At 74.9% G+C, this 16933-nt stretch carries 16 protein-coding genes; 11 read left to right on the top strand and 5 right to left on the bottom strand.

The window, feature by feature from the left end:
• The first annotated feature begins 206 nt into the window (after positions 1-206).
• The 10 genes from FHX73_RS14180 (at position 207) to FHX73_RS14140 (ending at position 9221) form a co-directional block, all read left to right on the top strand.
• Complete coding sequence (locus tag FHX73_RS14180) at positions 207-1241, top strand: Gfo/Idh/MocA family protein (RefSeq protein WP_145905353.1); 1035 nt, start codon at positions 207-209, stop codon at positions 1239-1241.
• Positions 1231-2205, top strand: coding sequence for a sugar phosphate isomerase/epimerase family protein (locus FHX73_RS14175; RefSeq protein WP_145905352.1), 975 nt, complete (start codon positions 1231-1233; stop codon positions 2203-2205). The genes FHX73_RS14180 and FHX73_RS14175 overlap by 11 nt, the downstream gene beginning before the upstream one ends.
• Positions 2199-3569 (top strand): M20/M25/M40 family metallo-hydrolase, encoded by a 1371-nt coding sequence (locus FHX73_RS14170; protein WP_246213521.1) that lies wholly within the window; start codon positions 2199-2201, stop codon positions 3567-3569. The genes FHX73_RS14175 and FHX73_RS14170 overlap by 7 nt, the downstream gene beginning before the upstream one ends.
• A complete protein-coding gene (locus FHX73_RS14165) occupies positions 3560-4771 on the top strand; it encodes an Ldh family oxidoreductase (RefSeq protein ID WP_145905351.1) in 1212 nt (403 codons plus the stop codon). The genes FHX73_RS14170 and FHX73_RS14165 overlap by 10 nt, the downstream gene beginning before the upstream one ends.
• The gene (locus FHX73_RS14160; protein ID WP_145905350.1) at positions 4768-5730 is read left to right on the top strand and encodes a Gfo/Idh/MocA family protein; all 963 of its coding nucleotides are present in this window, start codon (positions 4768-4770) and stop codon (positions 5728-5730) included. The genes FHX73_RS14165 and FHX73_RS14160 overlap by 4 nt, the downstream gene beginning before the upstream one ends.
• Positions 5727-6179, top strand: a complete 453-nt coding sequence (locus FHX73_RS14155) for a DUF6917 domain-containing protein (RefSeq protein ID WP_145905349.1) — start codon at positions 5727-5729, stop codon at positions 6177-6179. The genes FHX73_RS14160 and FHX73_RS14155 overlap by 4 nt, the downstream gene beginning before the upstream one ends.
• Before the next feature lie 353 nt (positions 6180-6532).
• Complete coding sequence (locus tag FHX73_RS44655; protein ID WP_170304915.1) at positions 6533-6697, top strand: hypothetical protein; 165 nt, start codon at positions 6533-6535, stop codon at positions 6695-6697.
• Positions 6698-6782: 85 nt separating this feature from the next.
• On the top strand, positions 6783-7076 hold the full coding sequence (locus FHX73_RS14150; protein WP_145905348.1) for a Dabb family protein: 294 nt from the start codon (positions 6783-6785) through the stop codon (positions 7074-7076).
• Positions 7077-7309: 233 nt separating this feature from the next.
• On the top strand, positions 7310-8167 hold the full coding sequence (locus FHX73_RS14145) for an RNA polymerase sigma factor SigF (RefSeq protein WP_246213520.1): 858 nt from the start codon (positions 7310-7312) through the stop codon (positions 8165-8167).
• A 175-nt stretch (positions 8168-8342) separates the two neighbouring features.
• Positions 8343-9221: an RNA polymerase sigma factor SigF gene (locus tag FHX73_RS14140; protein ID WP_246213519.1), complete on the top strand. Its 879-nt coding sequence runs from the start codon at positions 8343-8345 to the stop codon at positions 9219-9221.
• A gap of 7 nt (positions 9222-9228) precedes the next feature.
• On the opposite strand, the gene FHX73_RS14135 is transcribed toward FHX73_RS14140, so the two are convergent.
• A complete protein-coding gene (locus tag FHX73_RS14135) occupies positions 9229-10131 on the bottom strand; it encodes a tyrosine-protein phosphatase (RefSeq protein ID WP_145905347.1) in 903 nt (300 codons plus the stop codon).
• 120 nt (positions 10132-10251) lie between these two features.
• The gene (locus FHX73_RS14130) at positions 10252-10452 is read right to left on the bottom strand and encodes a hypothetical protein (protein ID WP_145905346.1); all 201 of its coding nucleotides are present in this window, start codon (positions 10450-10452) and stop codon (positions 10252-10254) included.
• A gap of 108 nt (positions 10453-10560) precedes the next feature.
• Between FHX73_RS14130 and FHX73_RS14125 the strand changes: the two genes are divergently transcribed.
• Entirely contained in the window at positions 10561-11529 is a 969-nt protein-coding gene (locus FHX73_RS14125; RefSeq protein ID WP_145908268.1) for an aldo/keto reductase, read from the top strand.
• 52 nt (positions 11530-11581) lie between these two features.
• On the opposite strand, the gene FHX73_RS14120 is transcribed toward FHX73_RS14125, so the two are convergent.
• The 3 genes from FHX73_RS14120 to FHX73_RS14110 form a co-directional block, all read right to left on the bottom strand.
• A complete protein-coding gene (locus tag FHX73_RS14120) occupies positions 11582-12682 on the bottom strand; it encodes a C40 family peptidase (RefSeq protein WP_145905345.1) in 1101 nt (366 codons plus the stop codon).
• Positions 12679-13896, bottom strand: coding sequence for an SPFH domain-containing protein (locus FHX73_RS14115; RefSeq protein ID WP_145905344.1), 1218 nt, complete (start codon positions 13894-13896; stop codon positions 12679-12681). The genes FHX73_RS14120 and FHX73_RS14115 overlap by 4 nt, the downstream gene beginning before the upstream one ends.
• A gap of 227 nt (positions 13897-14123) precedes the next feature.
• Positions 14124-16847: an Ig-like domain-containing protein gene (locus FHX73_RS14110; RefSeq protein ID WP_145905343.1), complete on the bottom strand. Its 2724-nt coding sequence runs from the start codon at positions 16845-16847 to the stop codon at positions 14124-14126.
• Positions 16848-16933 lie beyond the last annotated feature (86 nt).

The following is a 16933-nucleotide window of genomic DNA, read 5'->3' as shown; positions in this document are numbered from 1 at the left end:
GCCGGGGTCCGGTGGGCACCGAGGCTACGTCAACTGACCATCGCCATACCGTCAAAAGAGTGCTCATTACCGGTAAACCACTCTTTAGTGAACCTAACAGCCCAAAGCGAATTGACTTCGCGTCAGCATGATCGGCACGCTGGCGCCGACAGCTCCCCGGCCGTTCGTCCTCGGCCCCGCTCCCGTTCCGGAGGTGGCACCGCGCGATGTTCCGCACCCTGATCGTCGGCCTCGGACGGGCGGGTGCCGGTCTGCACCTGCCGGTGCTGCTGCGGCTGCGGCGCGAACCCGGGCGGCTGTTCGCGGATGCCCCGCTGCTGGCCGTGGACCCGGACCCGACCGCCTTACCGGATGCGCCCGAGCTGCGGCGACTGCCCTCACTGGCCGCCGCCCGCCGACTGCTCGACCCGGAGCGGACCGTGCTGCACATCTGCACCCCGCCCCGGGACCGCGCCCAACTGATCGGCGAAGCAGCCGGGTTGGGGTTTCGCAAACTGATCGTCGAGAAGCCGTTGGCGACCGATCCGGCGGACCTGGCCGCACTCGCCGAACTGGTGCACCGCCGAAGGCTCGACATCCTCGTGGTGGCGCCCTGGCTGGCCAGTTCACTCACCGAACGGCTCGGCCGCCTGGTGCGCGACGGCGAGTTCGGCGAACTGCGCCGGATCACGGTGCGCCAGCACAAGCCGCGGTTCCGCCGCTCGCTGGCCAACCACGGCCACCCCACCGCCTTCGACATCGAGATGCCGCACGCCCTCGGCGTGGCCCTGCTGCTGGCCGGCGACGGCGAGGTGGCCCAGGCCGACTGGCGCGACCTGCGGGTGGCCGGCCAGGTCCGCCCCGCCCTCGGCAGCGCCCGGCTGGTGCTGGCCCACCACCGGGGCGTGCGCACCGAGATCGTCTCCGACCTGACCTCGCCGGTGCGCGAGCGGCGGATCACGCTGCGCTTCGACCGGGCCACCGCGGTCGGCCACTACCCCGGCAGCGCCGACGACGAGTACGCCCAACTCCGGCTCACCGGACGGCGGGTGAACTCCCACGAGGTCTTCCCGGACGACGCGCTGAGCAGCTACCTGCGGCGCGCCTACACCCGGTTCCTGGCCGGCCCGGTGCCGCCGCGGGTCGAGTTCGACGCACACGTGAGGGCGGTCCGGCTGCTGAGCGACGCCAAGCGGCTCAGCGGCGCGGACCTGATCGCCGGACCCGCCGAGAGCGAACGGGAGTTGACCCATGTCCACTGAGCTGTCCCCCGACCTGTCCCCCGACCTGACCACCGGCAGCTCGCCACCGGCGGGCCGCCCCGCGGTCCAGGCGATCGGCTACTGCGGGATCACCGACGAGGCCGCCCCGGAGCTCGCCGGTCAGCTCGCCGCGGCCCGCGAACTCGGTTGGCAAGCCGTTGAGTTGCGCACCATCGACGGCCAGCCGCTGGACCTGCTGAGCGGCCCCGCGTTCGCCCGGGCGGCCGCCCGGATCGCCGAGGCCGGCCTGCGGGTACCGGTGATCGCCTCCCGGATCGGCGGCTGGTCCCGCCCGGTCAGCTGCGACCTGGACCAGGAACTCGCCGAACTGGCCGTCCTCGCCGACCGCTGCGGCGCCCTCGGCACCCGCTACCTGCGGATCATGTCCTACCCCAACGACGGTCTGGCCGAGGTCGACTGGGAGCGCGAAGTGCTGCGCCGGGTGAGGGTGCTGGCCCGCGCCGCCGAACAGCACGGCGTGGTGCTGCTGCACGAGAACTGCTCCGGCTGGGCCGGCCGCGACCCGTCCCGGGCGCTGCGGCTGCTGGACGCGGCCGGCACCGAGGCCTTCGGCCTGCTCTTCGACACCGGCAACGGGATCGCCCACGACTACCGGGCGCTGGAGGTGCTGCGCACCCTGGCCCCGTACGTGCGGCACGTGCAGGTGAAGGACGCCGCCGGCACCCCCGAGGCGGTCGAGTACCGCGCCCCGGGCGAGGGCGCCGCCGAGGTGGCCGACTGCCTGCGGCTGCTGCTGGAGGTCGGCTACCAGGGCCACTGGTCGATCGAGCCGCACCTCGCGGTCCGCCCGCACGAGGGCTTCCGGGACCAACCGGCCCGCTGCCGGGCCGCCTTCGAGCGCTGCGGCCGGGCGCTGCGCGAACTCGCCGAGTCGGTCGCCACCGAGGCCGGCGGGCGGTGGCGCGGCGGCCCGGCCGGCCTGGAGTGGACGGCGCCGTGCTGAGCGCCACCGACCCGACCGGCACCGAGCCCCTCACCACCGCGGACGGCCACCTGCTGCTGGAACTGCTCGCGCTGCCCACCGCCGGCCCGCTGGAGGGCGGCACCCCGCGCCTCTGGGAGGCCCAGCGGGTGTACGCGGCGGCCGCCGCCCCGCTCGGCTTCACGGTCGCCCGGCACGCCGCCCCGGACCGCGCCTGGGCCGAACTGCCGGACGTGCCGCTGCCGGTGCGCGGCGCCGCCGCCGACCCCGGCTTCCTCACCGAGCAGCCCTCGCTGCTGCTGCGGCTCGGCCGCCCGGGCACCCCGCGCGAGCGCACCGTGATGTTCAACGTGCACCTGGACACCGTGGCCGGCCTGGAGCCGGTCCGGCACGACCCGGCCACCGGCACCTTCCACGGCCGCGGCGCGGTGGACGCCAAGGGCCCGGCGGTCGCCCTGCTGGCCGGGATCCGGGCGGCGCTGGCCGAGCGCCCCGGACTGGCCGACCGGCTGGCCGTGCTGGTCCAGGCGGTGGCCGGCGAGGAGGGCGGCGCGCTCGGCACCATCGGCACCCGCCCGCTGGTCGCGGCCGGCCACTACGGCCGGCTCAACGTCTTCTGCGAACCCACCGGCAACCTCGCGCTGACCCACTGCACGGCCGCGATGACCGCCCGGATCACCACCGACGGCCAGGACGCGGTGGACGACCAGCCCGCCGCCGGCCACAACGCCACCGTGCTGCTCGGCTTCCTGGCCCAGCACCTGGCCGGCGCGATCACCCCGGGCGACGGCCGGCTCTGCATCGCCGGCCTGCACACCGGCCACCTGCACAACCGGGTGTACGGCCGCGGCGAGCTGCTGCTCAACCTGGCCTACCCGGACCGGGCCACCGCCGCCCGGCTCGAACACGCCGTCACCGAGGCGCTGGCGGACGGGCTGCGGGCCTTCGCCGACCGGTTCGCCGCCAACCCGCTGCTGGCCCGCACCGCCGTGGACGCGGCCCGGATCACCCGCCTTGACTGGCTCAAGCGCGGCCTGCCCGCGCTGGAGCGGCCGACCGGCGAGCGCTGGCTGCCCGCGCTGCTGGCCCGGGCCGGGATCGCCGAGTGGCCGGCCGGCGAACCCGGCTTCACCTGCGACGCGATCTGGCTGGCCGGCCACCCGGGCACCGGCACCGTGGTGCTCGGCCCGGGCACCCTGGCCGGCAACCACGCCCACGCGGAGGGCGAGTTCGTCCGGACCACCGAACTGGCCGGCTTCGCCCGCTCGGTCCGCGACCTGCTGGCGGCCTTCGACGCCGGACCGCACACCGGCCCGCCCACCGACCGCCCCACCGCCGTCCCGCACCCCCAATCCGCTCAGGAGGCCCGCGCCGCATGTCGCTGACGACCCCCACGCTCGACGCCCACCCCGCCGAGGGCGACGGCGCCCGGCTCGGCACCGCCCCGCCCGGCCCGCGCCCCGGCGTGGCCGTCCGCTACCCGGAGCTGCTGCGCTTCACCGCCGAGGTGTTCGGCAGCCGCGGGCTGCCCGCCGCCCGGGCCCGGACCGCCGCCGAGGCGCTCTGCTACGGCGACCTGACCGGGCTGACCTCGCACGGCCTGGTCAACCTCACCCGGCTCTACCTGCCGCTGCTCGACGAGGGCCGGGCCGACCCGGCCGCCGAGCCCGAGGTGCTGGCCGACCGGGGCGCCGCCGTGCTGCTGGACGACCACCGGGCGCTCGGCCTCTGGTCGGCGCCGGCCGCGATGGACCTGGCCGTCGAACGGGCCGAGCAGTACGGCGTGGGCCTGGTCTCGGTGCGCGGCGCGACCCACCTGGGCTGCGCCGGGTTCCACACCCTGCGGGCGGCCCGGCGCGGCGCCATCGGGCTGCTGGCGGCCAACTGCGGGCGGCAGCGGATCGCCCGGCCGCCGGGCGGGCGGGTCACCATGCTCGGCACCAACCCGCTGAGCGTGGCCGCCCCGGCCGGCGGGCGGTTGCACCCGTTCGTGCTGGACATGAGCACCACGGCGGTGCCGACCGGCCGGGTGCGGGCCGCCGCCCGGGCCGGGCAGCCGGTCCCGGCGGGCTGGCTGGCCGACCAGCAGGGCGCGCCGGTGACCGACCCGGCCGCCTTCGACCGGGGCGAGGCGCACCTGCTCTGGCTCGGCGGCGACCCGGCGACCGGCGCGTTCAAGGGCTACGGGCTGGGCCTGGTGGTGGAGGTGCTGGGCGCGCTGCTGGCCGGCGCGGGCCTGGGCCCGGAGCCGGCCGCGCTCGACGGCGACGGCCGTCCGAGCGGCCGGGACGACGACATCGGCTACCTGGCGCTGGCGATCGCCCCGGGCACGCTGCGCGACGGCGCGGACTTCGCCGAGCAGGCGGCCGGGCTGTTCACCACCCTGCTCGGCTGCCCGCCGATCGACCCGGCGCACCCGGTCGGCTACCCGGGCCACCCGGAGGGCCAATTGGCGCAGCGTCAGCTGATCGGCGGGGTGCACCTGTCGCCGGCCCGGTTCCAGGAGCTGACCGAGCTGGCCGCGGACTGCGGCCTGACCCCGCCGCGCCCGATCGGCGCCACCGCGGCTGCGCAGGTGCGGGCATGACGCCGCGTCGGATCGCCGTGATCGGACTGGGCGTCATCTCCCGGTTCTACCTGGCCGCGATCGAGGCCGACCCGCGCTTCGAACTGGCCGCCGTCTGCGACCTGGACGACTTCGCGCTGACCGAGCACCGGGCGGCCGGCCGGGCGGTCTTCCGCGACCACCGGACCTTGCTGGCCGACGGACCGGCGCTGGACGGCGCGGTGGTGACGGTCCCCAACGACGCGCACGCCCCGGTCTGCCGCGACCTGCTGGCGGCGGGCGTGCCGGTCTGCGTGGAGAAGCCGCTGGCCACCGACCCGGTCGACGCCCGGGAGCTGGAACGGCTGGCGGCCGAGCGCGGCACGCTGCTCTTCACCGCCTTCCACCGCCGCTACAACGCCCCGCTGCTGGAGCTGCTGGCCGGCCTGGACCAGCCCGTCAAGCACGTGCGGGTGCGCTACTTCGAGCAGATCGAGGAGCACGTCGGCCGGGACCGCTGGTACCTGGACCCGGCCCGCTGCGGCGGCGGCTGCGTGGCCGACAACGGGCCGAACGCCTTCGACCTGGTCCGCCGCTGCCTGGGCGAGGCACCGTTGACGGTGACCCGGGCCGAGGTGGACCGGGACGCCACCGGGCTGGACCGGGAGGCGGTGATCGACCTGGTCGCCGACGGCGCCCGGCCGGTGCGGGCCCGGGTGGAGCTCGACTGGTCGTACCCGGGCGAGCGCAAGGACGTCCGGCTGACGCTGGCCGACGGCACCGTCCGGCAGGCCGACCTGCTGGCCGGTCACCCGGCCTTCAAGGAGTCGCTCTGGCACGAGTACCGGGGGATCCTGGCAGCCTTCGGCGCCGCGCTGGACGACCCGGCCCGCCACCGCGACGGCGGCGCGCACGCCCTGCAACTGGTGCACGCCGCCTACCGGCTGGCCGCCACCACCGCGACCCACACCGCGATCCGCGTCCCCCAGGAGGCCCGATGATCCCCCGCCCGCTGGCTGGCACCGCACCGACGGGCCGTCAGCTCGCCGGCAGTCAGGAGGACGGCGCCAAGCGCGCGGTGGCCGGCGAGCTGGTCAAGGTGCTGGTGCACCGCCGGGAGGACCGGGGGATGACGGTGGAGCCGTACGCCAGCCGGTGCGTGCGGGCGGGCGAGCTGCACGAGCTGGTCACCACCGACGTGGCGGACGGCGCCCCGGGCACCCGGGTGGACCGGGTCGGCTTCCTGGGCTTCACCGAGATCTCCCGGGCCGGCGTGATCGACCGGGGCGACACGGTCTGGATCGGCGGGCGGCCGGTCGGCACCGTGCTCGGCTTCGACGCCTGCCACTTCCCGAACCACTACAACATCCTGATCAGCACCGGGGAGCCGGTGACCGGTGAGGAGCTGGGGCTGGCCCCGGAGGCCGAGGTGCGCTTCACCCAGCGTTAGAACGGGGAAGGGGGGAGGCCTTCCGGGGGGACGAAGGCCTCCCCCGGCGGAGGTCCCACAACCGGCGCCGCGTCGGGGGAAGCCGCAGCGCCCGGTCCCACAGCGGGGACCTCCGGACCCACGTACCGGAGGATTCCTGCCAGACCCTCGGTACAACAACCATCCTGCCGAAGCGCCCGGGCCGGGGCATCCGTACAAGGGCCCCGCCCGCCGGGACCTTCGTCCCGCGGAGTGAACGCGTTGCTCATCGCATTGAGCCGAACGGTGGATAAGCTGCGCCCAGCGGTCGCCGAGCGAACGAAGGGCGTTCGCCGGGCGCGGGGCCGGGCAGACGGCGGAGGTGGGCGGTTCAGATGGCGCAGGCAAAGAAGGTCGGCATGTACGTGCTGGTGATCTTCGTGGGCTACACGATCATCCACTCGCCCGCACGCGCGGCCGAACTGGTCCAGTCGGGTTTCGAGGGGATCTCCGAGGCCGCCAAGTCGATCGGCGCGTTCATGACCGGCCTGATCAAGTAGTGGTACGCCGCAGGGCGCTGCGGCCCGGGTCGAGTACCGTGACCCGGTCCTGACCCGGTCCCGCACCCTCTCCTAGGAGCACCCCGTGATCCGCCACCTGGTCCTGTTCAAGCTGCACGAGGGCATCGCCAAGGACGACCCGCGCGCGCTGGCCGCCGCCGAGGGCTTCGTCGGCCTCGACAAGGAGATCCCGGTCCTGCTGGAGTGGCAGACCGGCTGGAACTTCAGCCCGCGCGACGTCGCCTACGACTACGCGATCAACAGCCTGGTCGCCGACGAGGACGCGCTGAAGGCCTACGCCACCCATCCGGCGCACGTGGCCGCCGCCCAGCGGATGCTGGAGATCGCCACCCTGGTGGTCGCGGACTTCGAGGTCTGATCCGGCCCCGACCCACCGGTCGTGCCCGCACGACCCGGCGGCCCGCCGCTCCCACCAGGCCCCCGTGCGGCCGGCCTGCGGAGCGGCGGGCCGCACTGCCGTGCTCCCCGGACGGCCGACGGTCCGTCAACACGCCTGAGTCCGGTACTTGAACGGACCACGCCCGGCTTGTGATGCTATGACCGATTTTGCCGGGCAGGACGAGGCGGTGAACGAGGAGGGGGTGACGGACCGTGCCGATCCAGGAGAGCCAGCCGGACACCGGCACGGACAGCGGCACGGACAGCGGGACGGCCAGCGGGACCACCGCGGAGCCGGCCGGGACCGGCGGGCCGATCGACGTCCGCACCCTGACCAGGGTGCTGTTCGAACGGCTGGCCGAGCTGCCCGCCGAGGCGCCCGAGCGCGAGCAGGTCCGGGCCGCGCTGATCGAGGTCAACATCCCGCTGGTGCGGTACGCCGCGACCCGGTTCCGCAGCCGCAACGAGCCGATGGAGGACGTGGTCCAGGTCGGCACCATCGGCCTGATCAACGCGATCGACCGGTTCGACCCGAGCCGCGGCGTGCAGTTCCCCACCTACGCGCTGCCGACCATCCTGGGGGAGATCAAACGTTACTTCCGGGACAACGTGCGCACCATGCACGTGCCGCGCCGGCTCCAGGAGCTCTGGGTCCAGGTCAGCGGCGCGATGGAGGAACTGACGGTCACCCAGGGCCGCACCCCCAAGGTGCCGGAGATCGCCGCCTGCCTGCGGATCCCGGAGGAGGACGTGCGGGCCTGCCTGGACGCCGGCCGGGCCTACAACGCCGCCTCGCTGGAGGCAGCCCAGGAGCACGAGGGCGGCCTGGCCCTGCTCGACCGGCTCGGCTACGAGGACTCCGCGCTCACCGACGTGGAGCACCGGGACATGGTGCGCCACCTGCTGGTGCAGCTGCCGGAGCGGGAGCGCCGGATCGTGATGCTGCGGTTCTTCGCCAACCTGACGCAGTCGCAGATCTCCAACGAGCTCGGTATGTCGCAGATGCACGTCTCCCGCCTGCTCTCCAGGATCCTGACCAGGCTCAGGACCGGTAACTCCTGGGAGGAGTGAGCCCAGGTCAGGGTTGCTGCGCGTTACCGGCGAGTGACATCTGGCGACGTTCGGGTTTGCCGTCGGCGTTGTTCCGGTATGCAAGCGGTTGGGGGGCGTCGATCAACTCGGCGCGGACCGGGGAGCCACCGCGGCCGGTGAGCTCCCGTTCGACCTGTCACGAGGGGGTGGGTGCATGTCCGCAGAGCCGGACGGCACAGAGATCCACGGCGCGAGCCAAGGCACGGCCCAGGCCGGCACGGCGGTCGCCGAGCACGCTCCGGAGCCGGGCCCCGCGGCGGCGGCACCGCCGGCCCTGGACACCCGCACGCTCTCCCGCTCGCTCTTCCGCCGACTGGCCGGCACGGCCCCCGGCAGCACCGAGCACGGCTACGTCCGGGACACCCTGATCGAGCTGAACCTGCCGCTGGTGCGCTACGCGGCCGCCCGGTTCCGCAGCCGCAACGAGCCGATGGAGGACATCGTCCAGGTCGGCACGATCGGCCTGATCAAGGCGATCGACCGGTTCGACCCGGACCGCGGGGTGGAGTTCCCGACCTTCGCGATGCCCACCGTGGTCGGCGAGATCAAGCGGTTCTTCCGGGACACCAGCTGGTCGGTCCGGGTGCCGCGGCGGCTGCAGGAGCTGCGGCTGGCCCTGACCAAGGCCGGCGACGAGCTCTCCCAGCGGCTGGACCGCTCCCCCACCGTCGCCGAACTGGCCGTCAGCCTCGGGGTCAGCGAGGAGGACGTGGTCGAGGGCCTGGCCGTCGGCAACGCCTACACCGCCAGCTCCCTGGACTCCGGCCCGGGCGAGGAGGACGGCGACGGCCCGCTGGCCGACCGGCTCGGCTACGAGGACCTGGCGCTGGAGGGCGTCGAGTACCGCGAGTCGCTCAAGCCGCTGCTGGCCAAGCTGCCGGCCCGGGAGCGGCGGATCATCATGCTCCGGTTCTTCGGCAACCTGACCCAGTCGCAGATCGGCGAGGAGATCGGCATCTCCCAGATGCACGTCTCCCGGCTGCTCACCAAGACCCTCACCCAGCTGCGCGAGGGGCTGACCGCCGAGGCCTGACGCGGCCTCAGAGCGGCTCCTCCAGCAGGTTCTCGCGCAGTCCGGCCAGCATGGCCCCGTCCAGGCCCAGGCCGGACCGCCAGAACTGCGGGAAGTCGGCCCAGCCGGCGTCCAGCTCCTCGAAGGCGGCCTCCAGGTAGCGGCGGTCGGCGGTGAACAGCGGCCGCAGCAGCTCCGGCTCGGCCATCCCCCGCGCCCGGAAGGCCGCCAGCACCCGCTCCACCGCCGCCGCGGAGCGCAGGTTGGTCACCAGGTAGTCCTCGACCACCGTCTCCCGGTCCACCCCGAGCGCGGTCAGCAGCAGCGCGGCCGTCCAGCCGGTGCGGTCCTTGCCGGCCGTGCAGTGGAAGAGCACCGGCGGGGCCTGCGGCTCGGCCAGCAGCCGCAGCACCGCGGCGAACCGCTCCCGGGCCGCCGGGCCGGTGACGAACCACCGGTAGAGCCGGAGCATCATCCGGTCCGCCCGGCCGTCGCCCAGCAGGGCCCGCTGGGTCGTGGGATCGGGGTCGGCCAGCGCGCCGCGCAGCGCCGCGTGCACGTCGAAGTCGGCCGCGTAGACCGGCAGGTGGTGCATGGTCGGCCCGTCCGGGCCGGCGCCGCGCACGGTCAGCGTCAGGTCCGGCGCGCCGGTCGGCAGCTCGGCCACCGGCAGGCCCGGCAGCAGGTCCGGCCCGGCGTCGCGGACCTCGTCCAGCGAGCGCAGGTCCACCACGTGGCGCACCCCGAACCCGCCGAGCACCTCGTGGTCGGCGGCCCGCAGCCGGTGCAGCCCGTCGCTGCGCAGCGCGACGCCGGAGCGCAGCACCCGGCCGTCCACCGTCCGGTAGCCGCCCAGGTCGCGGGCGTTCACCGCCCCGGCCAGCCCGAGACTGCGGGCGGTCGGCGCGGACTGGTCGGGCTGCTCGGTCACGGGACCTCCTGGCTCGGCACGGCGCGCCGCTCGGGCCGCGTGCGACCAGGGTACGGAGCCCGGCCGGGCCCGGACAGGAGTCCGGCACCGGTGGTCCGGGCCCCGCGGTCCCGGAGGGGATTACTTGACGGCGAGCCAGATCACGCCGACCACCACGACCAGCGCGACCACCACGCCGATCGCGATCACGCCGGTGCGGCTGCCGCCGGAACCGCTGCGGTGCACGGAGACGTTGGACGGTGCCTGGGCCTGCGGAGTCTCGACGAAGGCCCGGAACATCTGGGTGCTGCCGGCGGGGTCGTCATAGTTGTTCTCAGCCATGGCACCGGACTCTAGCCAATCCGGTACGTCCCCGGACAGCCCGGACCCCTCCGGGGAGTGACCGCCGACCCCGGAATGGCCGCCGCACCGGGCCTGTTGACCACCTTCATGACCGATACCGCGCACCTCATTCCGGAACGGGTCCGGCTGGGCCGCTCCGAGCTGGCCGTCCACCCCTTCTCCCTGGGCGGCAACGTCTTCGGCTGGACCGCCGACCGGGACGCCTCCTTCGCCGTGCTGGACGCCTACACCGCCGCCGGCGGCAACTTCATCGACACCGCCGACGTGTACTCGGTCTGGGCCCCGGGCCACCAGGGCGGGGAATCCGAGACGATCATCGGCGAGTGGGTGCGCGAGCGCGGCAACCGCGACTCGGTGCTCATCGCCTCCAAGGTCGGGGCGCACCCGGCGGCCCTCGGGCTCGGCGCCGCCAACATCCGCTCGGCCACCGAGGACTCGCTGCGCCGCCTCGGCGTGGAGACCATCGACCTGCTCTACACCCACAAGGACGACCCGGAGGTGCCGGTCGAGGAGATCGTCTCGACCCTGGACCAGCTGGTGCGGGAGGGCAAGGTCCGGGCCGTCGCCGCCTCCAACATCTCGGCCGAGCGGCTCACCGCCGCGCTGGAGTTCTCCGCGAAGGAGGGCCTGGCCCGGTACGAGGCGCTGCAGCCGCACTACAACCTGCTCTCCCGGGACACCTACGAGGGCCCGCTGGCCGAGGTGGCCGCCGCCCACGGGATCGGCGTGGTGCCCTACGCCGCGCTCGCGGGCGGGTTCCTCACCGGCAAGTACCGGCCGGGCGGCCCGTCCGTGCCGAGCCCGCGGGCCGAGGGCGCGACCAAGCGCCTGGCCGACCCGCGGGCGCTGCGGGTGCTGGAGGCCGTGGAACAGGTGGCCGCCGCGCACGGCGTGCAGCCCTCCTCGGTGGCGACCGCCTGGCTGGCCGCCCAGCCGACCGTGGTCGCGCCGATCGCCAGCGCCCGCACCCCGGAGCAGCTCGTCCCGCTGCTGACGGGGGCTCGGCTGGTGCTGACGGCCGAGCAGCTGGAACTGCTGGACGCCGCCTCCGCCTGACGGCGCGTGCCCGGCGCCCACGGGGTGGGTGCCGGGCACGTCGCGGCGGGCTTTACGGGCGGCCCAGCTGGGTCGGGTAGTAGCCGCTGTTCAGGGTGGAGATGCGGACGTTCTTGCCCGGGCGCGGGGCCTCCAGGTACTGGTTGTCGCCCAGGTAGATGGCCACGTGGTGGATGCCGGAGGCGCGGCCGTTGTCGGACCAGAAGATCAGGTCGCCGCGGCGCAGCTGGGCCGGGCTGATCGGGGTGGTGGCCGCGTACTGGTCGTCGGCCACCCGGGGCAGGTCGATCCCGGCCCGGCGGTACGCCTGCTGGACCAGGCCCGAGCAGTCGAAGCCGTCCGGCCCGTCGCCGCCCCAGACGTACGGCTTGCCCAGCTGGGCGAGGGCGTAGGCGATGGCGGGTTCGGTGCTGTTGGTACTGCTGCTGGTACCGGTGGGCGACGGGGTGGTCGGTTGCTGGGACTGGGTGCGGCTCAGGTAGATGTCGTAGTGGCTGGTGTAGCGCCACTCGCCCGCCGCGTTCTTGAACCAGTAGACCGAACCGTCCCAGCCCTGCTTCATCCCGCTGCCGTCATCGGCCTGCGACTGCTGGGACTGTTGGGACTGCTGCGACTGCTGATCCGTCTGACCGGTCCGGCTCAGGTAGACGTCGTAATGGCTGGTGTAGCGCCACTCGCCCGCCGCGTTCTTGAACCAGTAGACCGAACCGTCCCAGCCCTGCTTCATCCCGCTGCCGTCATCGGCCTGCGACTGCTGGGACTGCTGGGACTGCTGCGACTGCTGATCCGTCTGACCCGTGCGGCTCAGGTAGACGTCGTAATGGCTGGTGTAGCGCCACTCACCGGCCGCGTTCTTGAACCAGTAGCGCGAGCCGTCCCACCCCGCGTGGCTGGGGGCCGGCTCGGCGTGCGCGACGCCCGCGCCGAGGCCGAGCACGCCGGCCCCGGAGAGCACCGTGGTGGCCAGGCAGGCCCCACGGACCGTCAGGGCCAGCGGCGGTATTCGGCCGGCCCGGGCCGACGCCCGCTGCTGACGGAGCGCCAGCAGCGCCGCCCGCGAGCGGCACGGGCCGCAGCCGCAGCGCTGGGGCGCCGGCAGGTCGCCGATCCGCTCCTCGAAGCCGATCAACGCGGGGCCGGTGGCTATCTTCATGCGAGGTTCCCTTCCTTGCGGGCCGTCCCGTTGCGGGCGACCGCGCGGGCCACCGGCGCCGGGACGGTACCGGTCAGCGCGCTCGCCACCCCGGCGGGCGCGACGAACGCGACCAGCAGCTGCTCCATCAGGGCGCTGCGGGCCGCCTCGTCCAACTCGTGGGCGGTGGCGCGCTCCAGTCGGCGCACCGCCAGGGCGGCCGCCTCCACCGCGTCGTCCACCAGCACCGTGCGCAGGCCCGCGTCCAGGTCGGCGAGCCGGCGCCGGCGCATCGACTCGGCCACCTCGGGCGCGTAGTCCAGGGCCAGCGGCTGCACCGAGAAGACCTCCAGGCCGGCCGGCGCCGCCTCGGCGGCCAGTGCGCGGCTCAGCTCGTCGCCGAACCACTGCCCGTCCCGCAGCGCGGGACCGGGGGCGGCGTTGCTGTCGCAGGGCAGGGTGCTGGCGGTGCGGGTGAGCACGGCGTGGATCTGCTCGCGCAGGTAGTCCTCGTAGTCGGCGACCACGAACACCGCCCGGGCCGTGTCCTTGATCCGCCAGACCACCAGCAGCCGGACCACGATCGGCATCCCCGCCCGGTCGGTCACCTGCACCGGCTCGCTGCGCCAGTGCCGCAGCCGGACGTCCACCCGGCGCCGGCGCAGCATCGGGTTGACCCAGAGCAGACCGGCCCGCCGCACCGTGCCCCGGTACCGGCCCCAGCGGCTGAGCACCCGGGTCTCGCCGGAACGGTTGGCCAGCAGGCCGGTCAGCGCGACCAGCGCGGCCAGCCCCGCCACCGTGACGGCGGCCAGCATCCAGCCGGTCACCACGGCACCGCCGGCCTCCCGCGCCGCCGCCGTCCGCAGGTCCGGCACCCCGCTGAGGATCGGCAGCACCCCGGCCCGGGACAGCACCACCAGCACCGACCCCGCCGCCAGCAGGATCGCGAGCAGCGCGACCCAGCCGGGCAGGGTGAGGGCCGGGCGCTCCTTCAGGTCCGGATCCGTCTTCGGCGGTCGCCGGGAGGTCGCCGTCGACTCGGTGCGACTGTCCACAGGCTGTGGATGCTTCAGTCCGGGCTGGGTCGGCGCGGGCAGCACCAGCAGCTCGGTCGACTCCCCCGACGTCTGCGCTGTCTGCTGCTTCTCCGGCCTCTCCGGCAACGGGGTCTTCTTCGGCAGGGGGGTCGCCCCGGCGGGAGTGCGGCGGTCGGGGTCGCGGGGGACGTCCATGCGTGGGTCCTCAGGGTCGGGGTGGCACGCGCTGCCGATCCGGATCTGACGAGCAGTGCGAAAGTCAGGCTAAGTACATAAGCCTTTAAATGCGACATTTAGCCGACGGTGTGTCGGATCCGACCACCGGTCCGTGCGCAGCTCACTGACGGTGCGCCAGCTCCGCGGAACGGGACGCCCGCCACCCGATTGGCGGGGGTGGCGGGCGTCCTGGGTCGGCATCGGCGTCAGCGTCGGCGGGAACCCGGACCGCGCGCCAGCACGCGGCGGGTGATCAAGGTCATGCCGGCCAGCACCAGGAACACCCCGCAGGCCGCCGCCCGCCAGCCGCCCAACGAGGCGTGACGCCCCGTCGGGAGATCGGCCGGCGGCGGGGCCGGGCGCCCGGCCCCGGCGAGCGGGGCGACGGAGTCGGCATCGACCGGGGGCTGGGGCGGCACGGCGGTACCGAGGAACGCGAGCGGCATCGCCCGCACCTCGGGCACCTGGATGGGCACCGGCGGATCACCCGCCACGGGGGGCGCGGCCGGGGCGGTGGGCGAGGCGCTGGCGCTGGGAGCGGCGCTGGTGCTGGCGCTCGGGCTGGTGCTGGTGCTGGTACTGGAGCTGGAGCTCGGACTTGGGCTCGCGCTGGCGCTCGCAGACACGGACCAGGACGAGGACGGCGCAACCGATGGGGAAGCGCTCGGGCTGCCAGAGGGCGACGCACTCGGGCTCCCGGAGCCGGAGGCACTCGCCGAGGCACTCGTGGTCGCACCAACCGACGCGCTGGCGCCGGCACTCCCGCTCGCCGACGGCGACGGGGAGGCCGACAGGGAGGGCGAGGCCGACGGCGACGGCGACGGGGAAGCCGACGGCGACGGCGAGACCGAGGCCGAAGGTGAGGCCGACGCCGACGGCGAAGCCACCACGACGTGCACCCGCACCGGGTCGCCCGCCGTGCCGTTCCCCGCCCGGTCCGTCGCCGTCGGGGTGAGCAACTGGTCCCCCGGCGCGAGGTCCCGCTGCGCGGTGCAGACCCAACTGCCGTCCACCGCCGCGACCGCCGAGCAGAGCGCGCCGTTCTCCGCGGTGACCACCGTCACGGTGGCCCCCGGCTCGCCGGTGCCGGCCAGCTTCGGCCGCAGCACGTGCAGTTCCTCGCCCGGCCCGGGCCGGGTGAGCACCGGTTTCGCCGGCGGCACGGTGTCCACGATCAGGGTGACCGGCTTGGCGGCCGCCGGGTTGCCGGCGGCGTCCACCGCGGTGGCGGTGAGCACGTGCGGCCCGTCCACCAGGTCCTCGACCGGCAGGCAGGACCAGGAGCGGTCGGCCTTCACCGCGGTGCGGCAGATCTCGCTCTCCGGCCCGCCCTCGGTGACCACCACGACGGTCCCGGGCGAGCCGGTCCCGGTGAGCAGCAGCCCGGGGTCGTTGGTGTACTCCGGCAGGGTCAGTTGGGGTGCGGCGGGCGGCACCGTGCTCACGGTGAACTTCACCGGGTCGCCGTGCTGCGTCACCCCGCCGCTGGTGGTCTCGACCGGCGCCAGCTGGTGGCTCCCGGCGGCGAGCGGCTCGTCGGCCCGGCAGCTCCAGGTGCCGTCGCCGCCCACCTGGGTCTGGCAGACCGTCACCGACCCTTCCTGGACGGCCATGGTGGCCCCGGCGACCCCGCTGTCGCCCTGGATCACCGGCCGGTCCTGGCCGACCGCCGCGCCGGCCACCGGGCTGGTGATCTCCGGTTTGGCGGCGCCGACGGCGAGGTGGATCAGCTGGTCCTCGACCTCGCCGGCGTCGGCGAACCCGTCCGGCGAGACCACCTGCGCGGGGTCGCGGGCGATCCGCAGCCGGGCCCAGGTCTCCCCGGCCGCCACGTTCGGCGGCACGATCCACTCCAGCGTGGCGCTGCCGGCCCCGGGCGCGACGTCCACCTGGGCGCGCTCGGAGGCGTCGAACTTGCCGTCCCGGGCGAAGTCGATCCAGCCGGCCAGGGTCGCGCCGCCCTGCCCGGGGCTGACCGGCACGGTCACGTCGTAGTAGCCGCCGATCGCGGCGGAGTCGGGGAAGGCGACCGCCGGGTCGTTGGCGGTGTGCTCGACCCGGCCGGGCTGGATGCCCGGCTGCAGCCGGGCGGTCGGGGCCGATGAACTGCCCCGGCCGGCCAGGCCGAGCCGCGGGGTGGGGCTGATCGCGTCGCTGCCCAGGAAGAGGTCGGAGATCACGTGCGAGGCGTTGCCGTACCCGTCCGGCGCGCTGCCCAGCGTCTCGTCCATCGTGACGGTGAAGGCGGGCCGCAGCGCCGGCGGTTTGCCGCCCTCGTCGCGACGCTCGATCCGCAGGGTGGCGGTGTCGAAGGTGCCGTCCAGTTCGACGGTGCCGGCCGGGTCGAGGTGCGCGCCGGCGTCCGCGCCCGCGGGGCCGAGGGTGCCGTCGGCCGCCGTCCAACCCTGCCAGGGCGAGCGGGTGGTGAGCGCGGGCCCGGCCGGGGTGCCGCCGGTGACGCTGAGCCGCAGCGCCGAGGCGGAGCCGCCGGCGGCCGCGGCCAGTCCGCTCACGTGCAGCCGGGGGTTGCGCACCGGCCGGGAGAAGCCGAGCCGCAGCGTGCCCAGGGTGCGCCAGGCTCCGCTGGGCGCGGGCCGGTCCTCGGCCACCGCGTAGGTCTCGGCGGCGGTGCCCGCGCCGACCCCGTCCGCGTACCCGGCGTCGGTGCCCAGCGTGCCGGGGCCGGACTCGACACTCACCCCGGGGTCGGCGGCGAAGGAGAGGTCCACCGTCAGGCCGGAGCGCAGCACGGCGTGCTGGTCGCCGTTCCAGCTCTCCGGTGTCTGCTGGGCCTGCGAGACGGTGGGCAGCCAGCCAAGGGTCAGTCCGGCGGTCAGTGCGATCGCGACCACGAGGCTGCGCCGCGGAGTTCGCCGGGGGGCGTGGCGGGGGCGGCTCGGGCGACCGGCCCGGGGCGATCTCGCGGTCATCAGATCCTCCTGTGCACACGATGTGACAAAAAGGAATCACGATCTAACGAGTCATCAGAGGAGCCACCCGCCCCGCCGCGCCGCGG

It is taken from the genome of Kitasatospora viridis (assembly GCF_007829815.1).
Lineage (GTDB): Bacteria > Actinomycetota > Actinomycetes > Streptomycetales > Streptomycetaceae > Kitasatospora > Kitasatospora viridis.
The sequence above is the reverse complement of the archived record's forward strand: the minus strand, read 5'-3'. Positions and strand labels throughout refer to the sequence as shown.

Coding starts and splice junctions, on each gene's coding strand:
- FHX73_RS14175 (WP_145905352.1), top strand. CDS start 1,231: ATGTCCACTGAGCTGTCCCCCGACCTGTCCCCCGACCTGACCACCGGC.
- FHX73_RS14180 (WP_145905353.1), top strand. CDS start 207: ATGTTCCGCACCCTGATCGTCGGCCTCGGACGGGCGGGTGCCGGTCTG.
- FHX73_RS44655 (WP_170304915.1), top strand. CDS start 6,533: ATGGCGCAGGCAAAGAAGGTCGGCATGTACGTGCTGGTGATCTTCGTG.
- FHX73_RS14165 (WP_145905351.1), top strand. CDS start 3,560: ATGTCGCTGACGACCCCCACGCTCGACGCCCACCCCGCCGAGGGCGAC.
- FHX73_RS14130 (WP_145905346.1), bottom strand. CDS start 10,452: ATGGCTGAGAACAACTATGACGACCCCGCCGGCAGCACCCAGATGTTC.
- FHX73_RS14120 (WP_145905345.1), bottom strand. CDS start 12,682: ATGAAGATAGCCACCGGCCCCGCGTTGATCGGCTTCGAGGAGCGGATC.
- FHX73_RS14155 (WP_145905349.1), top strand. CDS start 5,727: ATGATCCCCCGCCCGCTGGCTGGCACCGCACCGACGGGCCGTCAGCTC.
- FHX73_RS14125 (WP_145908268.1), top strand. CDS start 10,561: ATGACCGATACCGCGCACCTCATTCCGGAACGGGTCCGGCTGGGCCGC.
- FHX73_RS14110 (WP_145905343.1), bottom strand. CDS start 16,847: ATGACCGCGAGATCGCCCCGGGCCGGTCGCCCGAGCCGCCCCCGCCAC.
- FHX73_RS14140 (WP_246213519.1), top strand. CDS start 8,343: ATGTCCGCAGAGCCGGACGGCACAGAGATCCACGGCGCGAGCCAAGGC.
- FHX73_RS14115 (WP_145905344.1), bottom strand. CDS start 13,896: ATGGACGTCCCCCGCGACCCCGACCGCCGCACTCCCGCCGGGGCGACC.
- FHX73_RS14160 (WP_145905350.1), top strand. CDS start 4,768: ATGACGCCGCGTCGGATCGCCGTGATCGGACTGGGCGTCATCTCCCGG.